This is a genomic window from Sphingobacterium corticibacter (assembly GCF_003076635.1).
Lineage (GTDB): Bacteria > Bacteroidota > Bacteroidia > Sphingobacteriales > Sphingobacteriaceae > Sphingobacterium > Sphingobacterium corticibacter.
On sequence record NZ_QDKG01000006.1, the window covers coordinates 202,310 to 221,418 of the forward strand.

Sequence of the window (19,109 nt, forward strand, 5' to 3'; positions counted from 1 at the left end):
ATGACAAAACATGTTCTTTCTGTCATGGGGATAGCCTTAGTGCTAACCTCATGTCAGGTAGGGCGCAAATATGCAAGGCCGGAAGTGGACTTGCCAGATACCTATAGAAATGAGATTACGGGAGTGACGGCCGATAGCGTTTTATTACCGTTGCATACGTTTTTTAAGGATGAGATACTCTTATCCTTAATTGATAAAGCATTAGCCCATAATAACGACATTACGGTGGCTAAGTTATCTATGGATCAGTTGGAGTTGACGTACAAACAAGCCAAACTGGGGTTATTGCCGACGCTGGATCTGTCCGTTGGCGCGAACCGCATGTGGCTATCACGCAATTCCCTGAATGGTTCTTTGAGTGAGCAATTCTTGGGCACGCCATATATGGACGATTATACGGCTACGCTGACCTTATCTTGGGAAGCCGATATCTGGGGCAAAGTTAAGATGCAACGCGAAGGTGCTTGGGCTCGGTATTTTGCGGAGAAAGAGAATATGAATGCGCTGAAAACCCGCATTGTTGCGCAAGTAGCACAGGCTTATTATTCGCTCATCACGTTAGACGAGCAGCTGAAAGTCGCACAGCGTAATGTGGCTTTGGGTGACAGTACTTTGGATATGATTCGATTGCAATATGAATCTTCGATGATTAGTTCATTGGCTTTGGATCAGGCAGAAGCACAAAAGAAAACTGCAGAATTGTTGATTCCTCTGGCCAAGCAGAATATTGCCGTACAGGAGAATGCCTTGAATATCCTTTGCGGAAGCTTTCCATCTGCTTTGGAGCGCGCTGGTAGTTTAAACGAAGCTATGCCAAAAGAATTTTTTGATACGGGCGTACCAGCCATGTTGTTGAGTAGACGACCAGATGTAAAAGCAGCAGAGTATGCAGTGGTGAGCGCGAATGCGCAAACAGGCTTATCGAAAGCTGCCATGTACCCAACGTTAAGTCTGACACCTTCAATCGGGGTGAATTCCTTTCAATTCAATAGCTGGTTTGATATTCCAGGTTCTGTGGTGAAAAGTGTTGCCGGAAATATTACGCAACCAATTTTTCGGAAGAAAGAGTTGAAAACGGCCTATGAGATAGCGCAGATTGAGCAGGAAAAAGCAGCTGTCCAATTTCGTCAATCTTTGTTGACCGCAGTAGGCGAGGTGTCTGATGCTTTGGCCATGTCCTCTCATGCTGACGAGCGATTGAAGTTGGTCGAAGCGAAGAAAGATCATTTGACCAAAGCTACGAACGACGCCTTGCTATTGTACCGAAGCAGTATGGCGACGTACTTAGAAGTAATCACGGCGCAAAACAACGCTTTGGAAAATGAACTGGAAGCGATTAATATCAAACGTGAGAAGTTACAAGCCGTTACCGATTTGTATCGTGCACTTGGCGGTGGTGTAGAGTAATCGACCATGCTGGCATGCAAGTGCGTGCCAGCATGGATTTTTGAAATATTAGGATTATCTTTATACAACCAGAAAGAGATAAGGATATGTCTAATATTGATTTTATACTTGAAGAAAAAGCGGCCGATATTGGCAATTTTCTAGTGGGAAGACTTTTACCATTCCGCCAGAAAAGATCCATCGGTCCTTTTGTATTTATAGACCACATGGGGCCAGCTTGCTTGGCAGATCACGAAAACCTAGATGTTGGTCCGCATCCGCATATCGGACTTTCTACTTTAACGTATTTATTTGACGGTGCCATCTTTCACCGCGACAGCATTGGAACGGCGATGGAAATTACGCCAGGCGCTGTGAACTGGATGACGGCTGGTAAAGGCGTCGTGCATTCAGAACGTACGCCTGAGCATTTGCGTACGCGGGATAAGTATATGCATGGATTGCAAATTTGGGTGGCTTTGCCCAAAGAATTGGAATTTATGGATCCCGAATTTCATCACACGGAAGCAAAGGATATTCCGGCTTGGGAAGATGAGAACGCTAATTATAAGCTAATCGCTGGTGAAGCATTTGGCCGAAAATCGCCAGTTCCAGTGTACAGCAGATTGTATATGCTGGAGATCAAAGCCAAACACGATGCGGTAATTGATATTCGTGGAGAATTGTATGGCGAGAGCGGTTTGTATATCCTAGAAGGGGAGATTAAAAGTGGAGAACATGCTTATGGTCCAAAACAGATCTTGATTACGAAAGATGCGCACCTGTGTACCTTTGAGATTACGGCAGGGACTACCGTATATATTTTCGGGGGCGAACCTTTTCCGGAAGAACGCTTTATCTCGTGGAATTTCGTCGCGACGAGCAAAGAGATTTTGGATCAAGCAAAACAAGATTGGGTCGAGCGCAAATTCCCGAAAGTACCCGACGATGACGGGTATGTGCCGTTGCCCGCTCCGCGAGTGTAGGGATTGCTACGCTTGCAAAGAGCTTAACCCTTCTCAATAGGCAGCTTTTCATCTGCTCCCCATTCAGACCAAGATCCATCGTAGATGGATAGGTTTTCGTGTCTAATATCGAATGTTTAAATATCAACTTATGGATTTGAAATACTTGTCAAGATTTTTGAAAAAAAAGTTTTTTCTTTCCTATCAATAAATAAATAGCCTGATGATTTCTCTTTTAATGGAGATGAATAATGTGCGGTAACATAGAAAATTGAGACCTTACTAGTTTTGTAAATAATGGAGTCTACTTTTCCGAGTAAGGTATATACTTTGATGTCGTTGGTGTTTTTAAATTTATATTCAAAGTTTGTATTGTTTTCGATCTTACTATCCTTTATATTCGAAACAACAATACTAAAATTCATAAGATTCTTACTTTGATCATCAATGAAAATACGATCGACATGTCCAGTTAATTTCACTATATCAGTAGCGCTGTAGTGATTCAACAGAAAAAAGAAAATCGTTAGTATTATCAATACGATGAAGTTACCCTTTGTAACTACACCATGGGGAGTTTTTTTTAATAGTGTGGACATTTCCTCACTTCTTATTTCATACTTAGTGTCTGACATCGTATTTAGCTCCCTAATTCGAGTTGGTTTTTTACAAGTTCATAATAGTTGCCCTTTAATTTTGATAAAGTTAGATGATCACCTATTTCCACGATTTCGCCATCTTTCAAAACAATAATTTGGTCTGCATTTTTAACTGTACTAAGTCGATGAGCAATGATTACCACTGTTTTTTTTCTAAAAAAGGTATCGAGTTTATTAATTATCTGACGTTCGTTATTAGCATCTAGACTACTCGTCGCTTCATCAAAAAACAAGTATGTCGGATCTTTATAAACAGATCTAGCAATAAGGATACGTTGCTTCTGTCCGCCGCTAAGTCCCACCCCAGAAGAGCCAATTTTTGTCGTAAATCCGAGTGGTAGTCGATTTATAAATTCAGATAAATTGGCAATTTTTATGGCATTTTCCATTTTCTCTTCGTCGATAGGCAGCCCATCAACTGCTATATTTCTAGTGATCGTGTCAAAAAAAATAAAACCATCTTGCATAACTGTTCCACATGCACTTCGCCAGAGTTTTGGGGAAATTCGTTTTAAGTTTGTCTTACCGATCATAACATTTCCACTTATTGGTTCATAGAATCCTAAAAGTAATTTTAACAATGTTGATTTACCGCTTCCACTTGTTCCTACTATTGCAGTTACTTTACCTTTTGGAATTCGAACGGTGATATTATTCAACACCTTTGGAGAATCGGGGCCATTATAATGAAATGATACATTTTCAATATTTAGATCTTGGTGCTCAACTTGATCAATTCGATGATCGATCTCCTTATTATCCTCCTCTCCCTTTTTATGGTGGACTTCTAAGAGTCTATTCATACTTAGCTTGGCATCCTGAAACCCTTGTATAAACGAGATCAATTGAGAAATAGGTCCATTGGTTTGACCGATGATATAAGATATACTCAATAAAGTGCCAAGTGAAAGATTTCCTTCTAATACTTGTGTAGCGGCAAGAAATGAGATTATAATATTCTTGAAGGAAGTTAAAAAGTTAAATCCAGTGGATTGCCATTGCTCCAAAGCTAAAGTTGATATATTAAGTTTGAAGAATTTTATTTGAAGCCTTTCCCACTCCCATCTTTTTGCAATCTCACTTCCATATAATTTGACTTCTTGCATGCCAACAATCATTTCATAAAGTTTATCTTGATTATCACGATTTCTAGCGAATCGTTTATAATCTAGTCGTTTTCGTCTTTTTTGAAAGAGGAATACCCACAATACTCCGAGTAAAGTCAATATAAAAAAGGTCGCAAATATGGTTATGTTAAAAAAAGCCAGTATACTAGAGAATATGATAATGTTTAAAACTGAAAATATGGTTGAAATGGCTGTTCCCGTCAAAAATGAGTCTATACGATGATGATCGTTTATGCGTTGTGAGAGATCTCCCACCGCCTTTGTATCAAAGAAATGGATCGGAAGTTTAAGTAGTTGAATTAGAAAATCAGAAATAATATTAAGGCTAATTCTAGTGTTTACATGAAGGAGTAACCAACCCCTAATCAACTCAATTAATGTACTTCCGATGAAAAGTGCAAATTGAGATATTAAGATCAGATAAAGTATAGAAATGTTATTTTTATTCAAACCTTCATCAATCAATATTTTTGTTGTAAAAGGTAGAATCAATGAAATTATGCTGGCAATGATCATCCCGAAAATCAGTTGGATAATACTGCGTCTATACGGTTTTATATACCTTAATAGAAATTTGTAAGGTTTAAACTCATCTGTATTTTTATGTGGGGCATTGAGAGAATGTGTTGGTTCCAGTAACAGAACAGTACCTCTCATATCTGCTGTAGAGACCCAAGATCTCTTGAATGTTTCTAAATCTATTTTCACAATGCCATGGGCTGGATCTGCAATCCTAAAATATTTCTTTTTTTGTATTTCATACAACACGATGAAATGATCTTGATTCCAATGTAGAATTGCTGGAAGAGGGCAATCGTTGACTAGCGTCTCTATATCGATATAAGCCATAAAAGTTCTGAAGCCAATATCTTCAGCTGCTTTACTTATATTTAGTAAACTTACTCCATCTTTACCTATATAGCACTTCTCTCTGAGGTATTCGAGGGGAACATCACTGCCATGATGACGACATATCATCTTCAAACATGCAGGTCCGCAATCCGCTAAATCGTGCTGATTGTAAAAGAAATATTTTTTGAACATACTAATAGAATCTACGTCCTAGATTAGCTATCACGTCGTTTTATAAATTTTTAAAAGGTGAAATTTAGATAAGTTATTTAGCTAATAGCAGAGATTGCTTTATATACTATTTTCAAGAAGAGCTTCTTTAAAACGATTGATCACAAGCATTCTCTTTTTATTTTCATCAAAATCATTGACACAGTAGTCTATTCCTTCATGTTCGATAGCTTGTTGAGAGCAACCCCCATTACATATCGGTAAAATGACACAGTCCAAACAGGGCTTATTCTTAAATTTACTATTTAATCGCTTGTCATATTTTTCATTCCATACGATCTCACCATAGTCCGTTAAATTTCCTTCGCTATTGGACGTAGTAAAATCTCTTGCCGTACATTTAAACACTTCACCATTGTAATTGATGGTCGCATGATGTTTATGGTCGCCATAGCATGAATTTAGAACATGGTCATGCGATCCTGTCATCACTTTAAAATTTTGTTCACGAAAATACCACCTCATGTTGTACAAATCATCATCACTAATGTTATGGATATCTTGCCATACTTTATGTAAATCAAAGCTGATGAAAGCACGGCTTTCGTCGGTCATATCATTAAAATCTTCTGCAATATTTTTAAGATCAGACATTGTTTCAGGAGAACAATTGATACGAATGAGTACTTCAAGGCCATTTTGCGCTAATATTTTAATGTTATTGACAATTGCATCATAAGAACCTCTACCTTCAGACACAAAGCGAACAACGTCGTGTCGCTCTCGATGACCGTCTAACGTAATTTGAAAAAACGATAGATTGAATCGCTTAGCGGTTTGAATAACTTCAGAATTGATCAATAGACCGTTGGTAGTCATTGCAGACGACATTTGAATCCCTTCTGAATTACAGATATCGTATGCTTGTTCAAGAATTGGTAAAATTACCTTTTTGTAATATAATAACGGTTCTCCACCAAACCAATCTAAACTAAAATGTCTTAAACTGCCTTTGCGATTTTTTACAATAGATTCCACAAAACGGACTGTACTTTTGATAGTATTGATATCCATTTTTGAATCCTTAATATGGGTTTCATAACAGTACCAGCACTTAAAGTTGCAATTCATAGTCGGATTGATGTGCAATTGAAACTTAGATTCATCATTGTCAATGGAATAAACTAAATCCTTTACTTTTTGAAGTTCATCTTCGGCTTCATTAACTAAAAAACCCTTTTCTATTAAGAAATCATAAAAAGTCGGATGTGCTGATTTAAGACTGTGAAATTCAGCAGTTTTTAAAGACGACTCATACATAAGATATAGGGAGTCATCTAATGCAATATGTTCTCTAGAATAACTATTAAAGCCAATTTTTTGATTCTGGTAATCAAAAAACATGTTGTATTTGCTTGCTTTCATAACTGTTAGGATTACAAATATGGAATAAATAAAGCTTGGTTTGATGTTTTAGAAACCTCTCCATAGATAATTCTATATATGGAGAGGCAATTTTTAGTGAATTTAGCAGATTCTTGAATTCGTGCACTTTCCACCGTTGCTTGAGCTTGAACAATCTCCTCCATTAACGCAATCTCCCGGGTTGTCTGAAGGCATAAGATTCTCGCCAATGTTAAAGCCACCTTTTATAGACCCGAAACCTCCTGTGAATTGTCCTTTTTCATTTTCTGTCAGTTTTTCAACAAGAACATTGATTGATTTTTTCATGTTAATTCAAATTAAATATGTAAATACTCTGTTCATAATTATTTAGACATTTTTCTTTTACTATGCGCACTTGTAAAATACTTGATGTATAAATTCCTTACTTAGTTGGCACGTCCTCTTTCGTCGAATTTTGTGTCTTTTCTATTTGTCTTAATATTGGGCTTGCCAAATCGATAGGCTGCACCGATAGTGAGTCTTCTCGCGTCATAATAATTATTGAAAAATTGCGTATTGTCTTGAAAATAAATCTCTCCGCGAGATAGGTTTTGCTTAAAAATATCTTCAACGATCAAATGCATTTGAAGCTTTTTGTCCAAAACTTGTACATTTATACCTAAACGTAAATTTGCTATGGTCTTATATGAAGCATTACTCGCACGTCTTGGAAGATTTTGCCAGTAATTTAGTAGTATCGAGTTTGTTTTACTTTTATTCAGAAAAATGGAATTATTGATTTGATAATAATAGGTAAAACCCTTTTGGGCTATCACATCCTCGATTGAACTCTTGCTTTTAATATAGACGGCATCAGAGAACAAGTAACTCTGTAGCCATTTAATTGTTTTAAAAGAATACCCAATGTTCAAACCAGAATTATACTGCGTAAGATGATTTTCCCAATTAGATATTTGAATCGTGTTTTCTAAAAAAGTTAAGGATGTATAACCATTCGTTAATCTTTGGTTATACATAGTGATTGATAAATCTCCACCGTAGACATACCCCAATTCGAAATTATTATTAAATGAAGGTAATAAATTAGGATTTCCTGCCGAGTATATATATGGATTGCTATACCATCTAAACGGATTTAGATTTCCAAAGTTGGGTCTATTGATTCTCCTCGAATAGCTGAGTGAGAACGTGTGCTTATTGTTCGGTGCGAAGCTCATGTAACCACTTGGGAAGAAATTATCGTAGTTAAATGTGTTTCTCTCTTCTGTATTTGGAGAAAATCCCATGATTTCAGTAAACTCGTACCTTACACCTGCTTGAGCCGTAAGCTTTTTGCTTAACTGACGAAAACCGCTAATATACCCGGCGTAATTATTCTCTTTATAATTGAATTCATCATTTCTTACCGGGTCAATAACATATTCCTCATCGATTAGATTCAGATATTTTACAAACGAAGAATTCCTAATATCAGTATATTTTATACCAATTTCTAAATTTATGACCTTGGTCGGATAGGTGAAATCTACCTGTCCTGAAAAAACTTGATAAGACATATCGCTTTCATTTCTAACCGAATAGCTATTTTCAGTATTCAAATTCTCCGAAGTAAAATCAAAAGGACTTCTAGGTGTGTTTGATAAAAAATTTCCCATTATGCTTACTTTACGACCCAGCGTATCTAGTTTTAAATCATAGTAGGCGCTCAAAGTCTGAAAATTTATAGATTTTCTGTGCTCTGCATTTGTCCATAATATAGAGTCAAGCAATCTGTTGGTCATGTAGTTCGTTGTGGAGACGATGTCCATATTTGAACCACCGATAGATCCATCATATATAAATCCGATGTTGGAAGTTTTACTAATTTTGTAATCCAAGTTAACATTCAAGCCTCCTCCTTTATTGAAATCCTTGCGAAGATCCGATTGTATTACTGACGTCGGTATGCCGATCAATGATACACTTTCATTAACACGATAGGCTATATCGTAATGACGCAGTCCGACGGAAAGTAATAGGTTGTCAGTTTGATAATTGAGGTTCACGTTGTTAACTGTTGATCCGTATGTGCGCTGTATATAGCTGGAACTTAATGTAGATTGTAATCCGTTGTTTGTTCGCTTCTTTAATACAATGTTGATCAGTCCGCTATTTCCTTGTGCATCATACTTTGATGGTGGGGTCGTAATTACTTCTATTTTTGCAACATCGTCAGATCGAAGTGATTTTAGATATTGAATAAGTTCACTTCCAGAAAGGTTAATAAGCCTCTCGTTTATCATAACGGCTACGCCACTTTTTCCTACAATCGAAATTCCTCCATCACTTGTATGAAGCATAGGTGTGTTAGAGAGGGCTTCCAAAAGATCAAATCCTTGCATTGATGGAGATTCCTCTATATTAAAAACAATCCTGTCCACTTTTCTTTCAATGAGATTTTTTCTTGCATTTACGGTGATATTTTCAAGCCCAAATGATGAATTGACTTCTATTTCACCTAAGTCATAATCTTCTGATAGATAAATATCTATTATCTTAATCTCCGTGCCAATTGTACTGATTTTAAGTTTGTAGCGATCTTTATATCCTTTCATGATGAAACCTCCCATACTGTCTGTCATTATATGCCTGAGATACGTACTGTCCTGCTTCAATAAATAGACGCTTATAAATTCTAATGGGACTTGGTTTCGATTAATAACTTTTCCTTTAATTTCGTATTCTTGCGCAAGTGTATTAAAGGAAAGGAAAATTAGAAGAGAGACTAAACCCAACCTAATCATATTAGCGTATAATAGAGTGTAGAAAATAAGAATCCATCGTTTAATAAGTTCTTTGTTAGTTAATTAATATTTATCTAAATTATAAAATTATTTTAAATAAACTAAATTTTTAATTTTTTACTTTTTTAAAGTTGTTTTAATTAAAATATTGTTTATCAGAATTTTCTTATTAGCTACTGAGTTTTGAGAGTTTATGATTTTAGTCAAAATTCACATGGGAATTTGATACCGAAAAATTGAAATCCAAAAGTGGCGAACACGATTATGGTCCAAAGCAAATCTTTGATTAAGAAAGATGCGCACCTGTGTACTTTTGAGGTTACGGCAGGGACTACAGTATATATTTTCGGAGGCGAACCTGTTCCAGAAGATCGCTTTTATTTCATGGAGTTTTGTTGCGACGAGCAAAGAGATTTTGGATCAGTCAAACAGGAGTGTCGGTAAGCAAAAAAATGGAGGGGTGGTTCAGAAATAAATTCGCCTATCTTCAGAGAAGATAGGCGTTAACAAATAGATCATAGAGTAGCACTTTATTTCTGTCCTCTTTAGCCTGTGTTTGCACCAGCTTGTGTGAATCAATTGATGGCTTCATCGTTGAAATCTTCGATAGGGTATAGGCGGACAACCTTTTGGACTTTTTTGTCTTTTGCTTTTCCACTTGCATTGGTCACATTAACGACGTTAAGATAGGAAACCGGTTCATCCGGTGATTCATATATGAATACTTGAGCGTATTCAGGCATTACCTGTAAGGATGGATTATTGATCAATACCTCGTAGTTTTTACTATCCAAATCTGCTAGGAAGGCTTCTTTATCGGCTACGTATGGAATAAAGTGTAATTCTTTACGTTTTTTGAACCAAGCATCGTTAGTTTCTGAATATGGCGTATCTATGGTACCTTCTTTAAACACAGCGAAGAGCGCCCCTCCAAAAATGACGATAAACTCACCTGCCCAGATCGCCCATAATAAGGCTCCTGATACGGTGCTACTACTTTCAATACTAAACGTGCCGTACTCGTTGAGTTGGCTGACTTCCTCAAATAAGATACCGGGATGCATAAAAAGGAAGAAGAAGTCTGCCACCAAAGCCTTGATATCGTTGCTGTTCAGATCGAATGTAAAACCGTTTTCGCTGTAGGCGATGGTGTCGAAAAATACCCATTGAACGTAGAAACCTAATAATGCACAGAGCAATGTGATGACTAGGACAATGACTTTGCTGCGGAGTTTTCCTATTTGAATTCCAAAATTGATGGCTGCACCAATCCCCAATCCAAGTAAAACGGCGGTGATGGCAGAAAACCAAATATTGGGGATGATTCTATTGATGATAACGTATACAATTGCCAACACGAAAGCGGCTAAGATGCCAAGCAGTAGCGTAATACCTACCCCAGAGGCGGTCGCTAGTTTAGGTTGCGGAGAAAGGTGATCCATATCGTTTTTCATTTGCAATGCAATAAGTAGGTTAATTTAATCTTAGGTGATGACTTTTCTGATGCTCTTCGACAGGTTGCATCATCTGATGAATAACTTTCGGGAGTTGTATTTTGTTTGCTAACAACAGCAAATTATGTTTAGATAGCACACTTTTTTGTATCGAATAACTGTGAGTTAGTGTAAGAATAACATCCGATTCTTTATCCAATTTCTGCTAACCCTTCTCGATCGGTACATTTTCATCCGCTCCCCACTCAGACCAAGATCCATCGTAGATAGAGAGGTTTGGATAATCTAGCTGCTGCGCAGCTAATGCAATAATAGCGGGAGATATGCCAGATCCACAGCTAAAAACTACCGGTTTATCGCTGATAAGCGGTTCAAATATATTTTGCAATTCAGCTACGCCCTTATAATGCGTGCCTGCTAGCACTTCGTCGAAAGGAAGATTGTGCGAGCCCGGAATATGTCCTGACTGTAAACCCGCTCGCGGTTCTGGGCTGCTTCCGGCAAAGCGACCTGCGCTGCGCGCGTCAATGATGGTGTTTTCGTTTTGCTGTAATCCGCGGAGAATTTCTTCTTTGTTAATCCAGTATTCGTTCTGCGGTTTTGCGACGAAGTTTCCTTTTGTCAGGGTTGCGGTATCCATGTGTTTGGATACAACAGGCAGTTGTTGTGCTTTCCAAGCAGGTAATCCGCCTTGTAGTACGAAAGTATTGGTATGTCCCATAGCGCGAAACATCCACCAAGCTCTTGGGCTAGAATAAATGCCCCAACGATCGTAAGTAACCAGCATAGAATTAGCATTGATACCAAGCGCCCTTGCTTCGCTTTCAAAAGTTGCGGCATCTATCATCGTGTGCGGTAAAGGATTGCTATGATCGGAGAACGCTCCTTCGATATCGAAGAATATAGAATTGGGGATAAGTTCTGGCGTGACGCCATCTTGATCTATCTGCTGGTTGACTTTGTCAATCGTAGCGTCTAATAATACGACAGGCTTTTGCTCATCCAATAGCGCTTGTAACGCTTTTACGTCGATTAATGGGAATGTATTCATTCGTCAGGCGGTTTATGCAAAACGAATATAACGAAAAAACCCTCCGCATGGCGGAGGGTTTTGAGTATTTAAAATGATTCGGTTACGATCAAAAACTATTTAGAGTTTTTCTCGTCGCCTTCCATTTGTTGTTTCAACTGAGCTAATACACCTAGATCACCTAGAGTAGATTTCTCAACAGAATCTTTCACTTTTTTCACAGCAGTGTTGGCAGCTTTTGCCTCTTTCTTACGTGCGTTGAATTCTTCTACACGAGCTTCAGATTTCTTATCTTCCCAGATACGAGAGTGAGAAATTACCAAACGCTTGTTTTCTTTGTTGAACTCAATAATTTTGAACTCGTTAGTTTCGTCAACTTTCAATACAGTACCGTCTTCCTTAACAGCATGTTTCGATGGACAGAATCCTTCTACACCATATTGAAGTGCAACGATATCACCTTTGTCACCAACTTTGATCACAGTACCTTCGTGAAGTGAACCTTCAGTGAAGATAGTTTCGAAAGTATCCCAAGGGTTTTCTTCCAATTGTTTGTGACCTAGAGACAATTTGCGGTTTTCTTCGTCAAGCTCTAATACAACAACCTCTAGTTCTTCACCTACTTTAGTGAATTCGTTCGGGTGGTTGATTTTTTTAGACCAAGAAAGGTCAGAGATGTGGATCAAACCATCGATACCATCTTCTAATTCAACAAATACGCCGAAGTTAGTCATGTTTTTAACAGCCGCTTTCACTTTAGACCCGATTGGGTAACGCTCAGCGATGTTTTGCCATGGATCTGGAGTCAATTGTTTGATACCTAAGCTCATCTTGCGGTCTTCGCGATCCAAAGTCAAGATTTGTGCTTCGATTTCGTCACCTACTTTCAAGAACTCTTGTGGAGAACGTAGGTTTTGAGACCAAGACATTTCTGATACGTGGATCAATCCTTCTACACCAGGGATGATTTCAAGGAATGCACCGTAATCTGCAACAGTTACGATTTTACCTTTTACTTTAGAACCGATCTCAAGATCAGTACTCAAAGATTCCCAAGGATGCTCAGAAAGTTGTTTTAGACCTAGAGCGATACGTTTTTTCTCATCATCAAAATCAAGAACAACCACGTTGATTGTTTGATCCAATGCAAGAACTTCTCTTGGATGCTCGATACGACCCCAAGAAATATCTGTAATGTGAAGTAAACCGTCAACACCACCCAAATCGATGAACACACCGAAGTCAGTGATATTTTTAACAGTACCTTCCAATACTTGACCTTTTTCCAATTTCGCAACGATCTCTGATTTTTGGTTTTCCAAATCATCTTCGATCAATACTTTGTGCGATACAACAACGTTTTTGAACTCGTGATTGATTTTAACCACTTTGAATTCCATTGTTTTACCTACATAGATATCGTAATCGCGAATAGGCTTGATGTCGATCTGTGAACCTGGTAAGAAAGCTTCTACACCTTTAATGTCCACGATCAAACCACCTTTGGTACGTGATTTCACGAAACCATCAATGATTGCATCATTTTCCAAAGCTTCGTTGATTGCTTCCCAAGATCTTTGTGTCTTAGCACGTTTGCGTGACAATACTAATTGACCATTTGCATCCTCTTGAGATTCAACAAATACGTCAACATTGTCGCCAACTTTCAATTCAGGAAGGTCGCGGAACTCAGAAAGTGCTACTAAACCATCAGATTTAAATCCAACATTCAATACCACGTCTTTGTTATTGATAGATACTACAGTACCTTCAATAATTTCACCTTGGTTAATTTGATTGAATGTACCAGCGTACTGCTCTTCTAGTTTAGTACGCTCAGCCTCGCTGTAGTTACCGAAGGCTTTTTCATCGAAATCCCAGTCAAAGTCACCTTCTGGGGTGCTTAGTGAACTAGATTTGATCTCGTTGATTAGGTTTGAATCTGCTTCAGATTCGATGGTTTCAGTGTCTTTCACTACTTTAGTGTCAGCACCTTGTAGCTCTGCGTTTTTCGCCGCTAACTCTTTTTCTGCTTCTTGTTTTTTTGCCATTAATTAATTTTCTCCTTTTCCCTGCGTTGCAGAGACTGCAAAAGTACAAAAAACTTTTATATACAACTATTTATGTAGAAAAAAGATTGAGGAAAAGAGAAAGGCAACAGCTACTCCGCTGTGGCTACTTTTCTGTGCTATCTGCCTTAAAGGAGTTGTAGGTGCGCGGACGTACAATCTTAATGCTTTGTTTGGAAAGCGCAATGCTGGCATTGAGTTCAAACCCAACGATCAAGATTAAGGCATTTAAGTACATCCAGATCATCATCACGATCAATGTACCGATGGATCCATATAGCTTATTGTACGTGCCAAATTGGTTTATATAATAAGCGAACCCAGAAAAAGATAGAATAGCCAGCACGGTAGCAAGCGTAGCACCCGGAGTGAAAAATTTCCATCTTTTGCTGCGACTAGGGCCAAATTTGTAGACTAAACTCACGGTGAAAAAATAGATGCCGAACATAAATAACCATTGTACAAACTTGATCAGGATGTGCCAGAAATAATTGAGATCGTAGTCAATGGTGTTTTTTAAGTAATTGATCAAGAAGTTGGCGCCAGCATATAAGAAGATTCCGATGGCTAGTGCCAAGACGATGGCAACTGATAATGCTAACGCAACAATACGTTTCTGCCCCCAACTACGGTCTTCTTTAGACAAAGAAGATTTGTTGAAAGTCATCATCAAAGTAGTCATGCCATTCGTCGCAAAGAACGTACACAAGACAAAACCGGTGGATAATAATCCGGTATTCTGGGTTTTAATAATGTCATTCAGGGTTGTTTCCAGAAATTCATAAGCACTCTCTGGCATGGCTACCTGCATGAGCTCCATCAGTTGATCCTGAAAATTGTCTACCGGGATGTATGGAATAAGCGTAAATAGAAAAATGATTCCCGGAAAAATAGCCAACATAAAGTTGTAGGCTAGGGAAGAAGCTTTGTTGAGGATGGATTCACGCGCAATTTCCTGAAAGAAAAAAGCAAAAACCGTATATAAGGGCAATGATCCAAAACCCGGTAGCACAGCACTTTTCGTCCATTCGATAAAGTTATCGTAGATTCTTACGTTCAAGAGTCTGTTATGGACCTTTTGCATCTTAGGAAAAGTAGGATCTTATTTTATCCATAAATACTTCTGGTGCACTGCAGGGGCGATTCTTGGCCATGTCTACAAAAACGAGTAGCGTTTTGCCGGTATTCAATAATACGCCTGCTTCGTTGAATAGTTCATATTCGAAGCAAATGCGCACATTAGGAAGCTCCCGAATGGTCGTTCTGATCGTGATGAGATCATCGTATTTAGCGGCTTGTAAGTACCTGGTCTGCATTTCGATCACAGGCATCATCACGCCCATGCCTTCGAGTTCTTTGTAAGAAATGCCAGTACTGCGCAGCATATCAGTCCGTGCAACTTCGTAATATGTAGCGTAATTACCATAATACATGTAGCCCATCTGATCGGTCTCTGCGTATCGTACACGTATCTTGTTTTCGAATACAAACATATAAGCGAAGTTAAAATTAATAAAGCAAAATGACAAAAAGCCCTTTTGCTATTGTGCTAACGCTTGATGTTTCTTTCGTCCAAAGCGCGTTGAAACTTGCGCGCATTGACCAAATGCTCTGCCATGGTGGTGGCAAACAAATGATATCCGCTAAAATCGTCCTTGGCACACATATAGATATAATCGTGCTTTTTATAATTCAACACGGCATCTATCGCCACAATGCTTGGCATCATGATCGGTCCCGGTGGCAATCCTTTAAAACGATAGGTATTGTACGGATTATCGATGGTGAGATGGCGGTTTAATACACGGCGTATGGTAAAGTCATTGTTGGCAAATATCACCGTTGGATCGGCTTGCAATAGCATGCCGCGCTTTAAGCGATTGATGTAAAGACCAGCAATGGCGGGCATTTCATCGGTATGCATCGCTTCGCCTTTCACAATAGCTGCCAAGGTGCTTACTTCTTGCGTGGTCATGCCTAAAGCATCTGCTTTTGCCTTTCTATCTACGTTCCAAAAATTCATATACTCTGTATGGAAACGAGCCATGATTTTCTGTGGATTCGTATTCCAATAGATTTCGTACGTGTTTGGAATAAACATCGAGAAAAAATTGTCGGAGGTAAAGCCGAATTTCTCCGCGGTCTTTTCATCCTGTAGTACTTGCAGGAATTCTAATGAATCAGCCTCGAAATGCTGTCCTAACAAGCCGGCAAAGTTTTCCTTTAAGCGTACATTCTGGAATCTGAATTTTACCGCCTCCTGATAACCACCGCGCAAATTGCCGATCAAGCGACGGTTGTTCATTTCCGAATCTAAGCGATAACGGCCAGGATTGATGTTTTCTGGAAGATCCATGGCTTTGGCCATGTACTCAAAAAGTGTGTAATTGCGGACGATATTTTCTTCTTTGATGCGTTGCATTACATCATCGTAGGTATCATTACTGTGTACATAAAAGTATTCGGCATCTGTCTGCACGGTAGGCGCCAATACCGCTAAGTAGGCTATCCACGATACGATCAAGGCGATAACAACGAATACGATTCCGACCGGAATCCATACATTTCTTCTTTTTTTCTCTGATTGAACTTCTTGCATGACAGGTGGAGCTATTCGTTGGTAGTTGGAACCACAGAGTTAGATAATATCAGATGTATAGCTGATCCCAAGGGAATAAATTGTGCGGATATATCTGGCGTTTGTTCCACAACAGTTCCATTTATGGTATCGCGTGATCCATCAGCAAAGCTGATGCTTCCCACCACTAAACCCAAACCACGTAAAGCAAATTCAGCTTCGCTGTACGGTAATCCGACCAATTCAGGGATGTTGACTTGATCGTTGCCCCGACCATTACCTAACACCAAATTAATACGTGATCCTTTTGGAATCATGCGGCCTGCCGTTATTGGTTGACCACCAAATGTGGCATCCAGCACCATATCACGCGCAATATCGTTGATATAGGTCGTGTCACCTAATTTCAACGAATGATTTTTGATAATAGAAGTGGCTTCTATTAGTGTTTTGTCAACTACCTCTGGAAAAGCAATCTCTGGAGCGCTCTGTGTGATAATAGTCAAATAAATGGTTCTCCCGCCTTTCACCGCTGATGCTGGTTCCGGATCTTGCTCAATAACCATACCCGGACGGGCATCCAATTGATAGATAGAATCTACCTGATATTCTAGTCCAACTTTGTCTAAGAGTGCGATCGCTTCGCTAATGTGTAATCCTTTTAATACCGGAACTTCTTGACGATCACCATGTTTGGTGTAAATGCGCAGGCCAATATACGTCAGGATGAACAATACGATGATACCTACAATGGCGTAGATCAGATTTTTTCGAAAGGTATTAGTTCTTAGGTAGAGAAAGAATTTTGACATATAATGTATCTTGCTGTAATGCGTAATTTGCTGTTATGTAGTATGCGTAAAGTTGTTACTATTTCCCATTTACCGGAATACTCTTTTACAAATACTGTACAAATATATACATAAACCTGTCTTTTCGTATGTCCGAATTGTATACTTCCCCATTTGTAAACAACTATAAAATGCAATTAGCTTTTAGCACGTAGCAATCTATAATGGCTAAACAAAAAGCGCCGGTAGCTCGTTGTAGCATATTTTACTAGATATTTTTGTATTTTGTAACGAGGTTTAAAACTTGCTGGAGATGCAGATACTGTGTAAAACGCTATTAACAATTATCTTTTCTGGTATCGGTGCGATGCATTTTTTTTGGGCTTTTGGAGGTTTGTGGGGTAAGCAACTGGCAATTCCTACAACCTCCGACGGTGTTCCTCTATTGGATCCGGGATTCGGTGCATGCGTAGTGGTCGGTTTATTTTTTGTTGCCTTGCTGTTACTTACTCATATCAACTTATCACGTTTTGTGCCATTGTTGTATGAGCGGGTTCTATGGGGGATCATTGCGTTGATCTTTTTTGCGAGAGCAATGGGTGATTTTCAATATGTCGGTCTTTTCAAACAAGTGGCGCAAACGGACTTTGCGTACCATGATACGCTTTATTATACGCCATTATGTTTGTTAGTATTTTCACTAATTGTAGTGAAGATCGCGGTGCGATAATGTGGTGGGGAAATATATATATTTGTTGACCAAAAAAATACACTAGATCAGACAATAAAATATGAGAACAAAAATAGCCCTTATTACGGGTGGATATACAGAGGAAGCAGCTGTCTCTTTTAAAAGCTCGGCGTTTGTACACGCTAAATTGGACGCCGAACGCTACGAGGTATATCCGATATCGATCATGCGCGATCAGTGGTTTTATGTGAACGATGCGGGCGTGAAATTCGATATTAATAGACACAATTTCTCGCTGGTGATCGACGGTCACCAGATAACTTTTGATCTCGCTTTTATCGTTTTGCATGGTAGCCCGGGCGAAGATGGAAGGTTGCAAGGATATTTTGATATGATCGGACTGCCGTACACCAGTTGTGATGCCCTCACGTCTGCCTTGACGATGAACAAAGGCTATACAAAAGCAGTATTAGCTGGTATTGTGGATATGCATTTGGCCGACTCGGTGCTGCTGTTTTCAGGAGATCGACATACTGCGGCTCAGCAAGTGAAAGAAAGGTTATCCTTACCATTTTTTGTAAAACCCAATGCCGGAGGTAGCAGCATAGGGATGACTAAAGTTAAAACGCTAGATGAGTTGGATAGCGCCATAGCGAAAGCGTATGATGCGGCGCATACCGGACAACAGGTGCTGGTCGAAGAGTTTATTGAGGGGCGCGAGTTTTCGCGCGGTATTTTTCGAAATACCGATGGCGATTTAGTGGTATTACCCGCCACGGAAGTGATCACGACTAGAGAATTCTTTGATTACGAAGCGAAGTACATTCCGGGGCTGACAGATGAAATCACGCCAGCTGATATTACCGAAGAACAGAACGTACTTAGTGCTCGCATCATAAAGGATGTGTATCGTAAGTTGAATTGCCGTGGTATGGTACGGGTCGATTTCTTTCTACAAAAAGAAACTGGTCGTTTTTATTTTATTGAGATTAATACGACGCCAGGGCAGACAGCACAGAGCTTTATTCCACAGCAGGTACGGGCTTTTGGTATGACAGAAACAGCTTTTTATACACAGATCATCGACAGCGCTTTGCAAGCGGCTAAAACAAATTCGGGAGAATAATAGTATATTTGAGGTAGAGA

At 39.0% G+C, this 19,109-nt stretch carries 17 protein-coding genes; 5 read left to right on the forward strand and 12 right to left on the reverse strand.

Annotated features, from left to right (window positions below; all coding sequences use genetic code 11):
• Nucleotides 1-1,407: an efflux transporter outer membrane subunit gene (locus DC487_RS15050; protein WP_239016402.1), complete on the forward strand. Its 1,407-nt coding sequence runs from the start codon at nucleotides 1-3 to the stop codon at nucleotides 1,405-1,407.
• 86 nt (nucleotides 1,408-1,493) lie between these two features.
• The gene (locus DC487_RS15055) at nucleotides 1,494-2,372 is read left to right on the forward strand and encodes a pirin family protein (RefSeq protein ID WP_116776791.1); all 879 of its coding nucleotides are present in this window, start codon (nucleotides 1,494-1,496) and stop codon (nucleotides 2,370-2,372) included.
• Between the two features lie 128 nt (nucleotides 2,373-2,500).
• Here the strand turns inward: DC487_RS15055 and DC487_RS15060 are convergent, their stop codons facing one another.
• From DC487_RS15060 to DC487_RS15080, 5 genes are all read right to left on the reverse strand, one after another.
• Complete coding sequence (locus DC487_RS15060) at nucleotides 2,501-2,986, reverse strand: hypothetical protein (RefSeq protein ID WP_116776792.1); 486 nt, start codon at nucleotides 2,984-2,986, stop codon at nucleotides 2,501-2,503.
• Nucleotides 2,987-2,991: 5 nt separating this feature from the next.
• Nucleotides 2,992-5,181 carry a peptidase domain-containing ABC transporter gene (locus DC487_RS15065; RefSeq protein WP_116776793.1) on the reverse strand — a complete coding sequence of 730 codons (2,190 nt, stop codon included), beginning with the start codon at nucleotides 5,179-5,181 and terminating at the stop codon, nucleotides 2,992-2,994.
• 99 nt (nucleotides 5,182-5,280) lie between these two features.
• Nucleotides 5,281-6,585: a radical SAM/SPASM domain-containing protein gene (locus tag DC487_RS15070; RefSeq protein WP_116776794.1), complete on the reverse strand. Its 1,305-nt coding sequence runs from the start codon at nucleotides 6,583-6,585 to the stop codon at nucleotides 5,281-5,283.
• A gap of 102 nt (nucleotides 6,586-6,687) precedes the next feature.
• Nucleotides 6,688-6,891 carry a hypothetical protein gene (locus DC487_RS15075; protein WP_116776795.1) on the reverse strand — a complete coding sequence of 68 codons (204 nt, stop codon included), beginning with the start codon at nucleotides 6,889-6,891 and terminating at the stop codon, nucleotides 6,688-6,690.
• A 101-nt stretch (nucleotides 6,892-6,992) separates the two neighbouring features.
• Nucleotides 6,993-9,176 carry an outer membrane beta-barrel family protein gene (locus tag DC487_RS15080; RefSeq protein ID WP_165799108.1) on the reverse strand — a complete coding sequence of 728 codons (2,184 nt, stop codon included), beginning with the start codon at nucleotides 9,174-9,176 and terminating at the stop codon, nucleotides 6,993-6,995.
• Between the two features lie 438 nt (nucleotides 9,177-9,614).
• On the opposite strand from DC487_RS15080, the gene DC487_RS15085 reads away from it, so the two are divergent.
• On the forward strand, nucleotides 9,615-9,794 hold the full coding sequence (locus tag DC487_RS15085; RefSeq protein ID WP_133228646.1) for a hypothetical protein: 180 nt from the start codon (nucleotides 9,615-9,617) through the stop codon (nucleotides 9,792-9,794).
• Nucleotides 9,795-9,925: 131 nt separating this feature from the next.
• On the opposite strand, the gene DC487_RS15090 is transcribed toward DC487_RS15085, so the two are convergent.
• From DC487_RS15090 to DC487_RS15120, 7 genes are all read right to left on the reverse strand, one after another.
• Nucleotides 9,926-10,804 carry a hypothetical protein gene (locus DC487_RS15090; protein WP_116776798.1) on the reverse strand — a complete coding sequence of 293 codons (879 nt, stop codon included), beginning with the start codon at nucleotides 10,802-10,804 and terminating at the stop codon, nucleotides 9,926-9,928.
• Between the two features lie 205 nt (nucleotides 10,805-11,009).
• Nucleotides 11,010-11,855: a sulfurtransferase gene (locus DC487_RS15095; RefSeq protein WP_116776799.1), complete on the reverse strand. Its 846-nt coding sequence runs from the start codon at nucleotides 11,853-11,855 to the stop codon at nucleotides 11,010-11,012.
• A gap of 95 nt (nucleotides 11,856-11,950) precedes the next feature.
• Complete coding sequence (rpsA, locus tag DC487_RS15100; RefSeq protein WP_066757759.1) at nucleotides 11,951-13,885, reverse strand: 30S ribosomal protein S1; 1,935 nt, start codon at nucleotides 13,883-13,885, stop codon at nucleotides 11,951-11,953.
• A 124-nt stretch (nucleotides 13,886-14,009) separates the two neighbouring features.
• A complete protein-coding gene (locus tag DC487_RS15105) occupies nucleotides 14,010-14,987 on the reverse strand; it encodes a YihY/virulence factor BrkB family protein (protein ID WP_116776800.1) in 978 nt (325 codons plus the stop codon).
• A 1-nt stretch (nucleotide 14,988) separates the two neighbouring features.
• Nucleotides 14,989-15,396 carry an acyl-CoA thioesterase gene (locus DC487_RS15110; protein WP_116776801.1) on the reverse strand — a complete coding sequence of 136 codons (408 nt, stop codon included), beginning with the start codon at nucleotides 15,394-15,396 and terminating at the stop codon, nucleotides 14,989-14,991.
• A gap of 56 nt (nucleotides 15,397-15,452) precedes the next feature.
• On the reverse strand, nucleotides 15,453-16,502 hold the full coding sequence (gene mltG / locus DC487_RS15115; protein ID WP_116776802.1) for an endolytic transglycosylase MltG: 1,050 nt from the start codon (nucleotides 16,500-16,502) through the stop codon (nucleotides 15,453-15,455).
• Between the two features lie 11 nt (nucleotides 16,503-16,513).
• Nucleotides 16,514-17,293 (reverse strand): PASTA domain-containing protein, encoded by a 780-nt coding sequence (locus DC487_RS15120; RefSeq protein WP_116776803.1) that lies wholly within the window; start codon nucleotides 17,291-17,293, stop codon nucleotides 16,514-16,516.
• Between the two features lie 292 nt (nucleotides 17,294-17,585).
• Here DC487_RS15120 and DC487_RS15125 point away from each other — a divergent pair, with 292 nt between their 5' ends.
• Entirely contained in the window at nucleotides 17,586-18,002 is a 417-nt protein-coding gene (locus tag DC487_RS15125) for a DUF3995 domain-containing protein (protein WP_116776804.1), read from the forward strand.
• Nucleotides 18,003-18,063: 61 nt separating this feature from the next.
• Entirely contained in the window at nucleotides 18,064-19,089 is a 1,026-nt protein-coding gene (locus DC487_RS15130; protein ID WP_116776805.1) for a D-alanine--D-alanine ligase, read from the forward strand.
• Nucleotides 19,090-19,109: the final 20 nt, after the last annotated feature.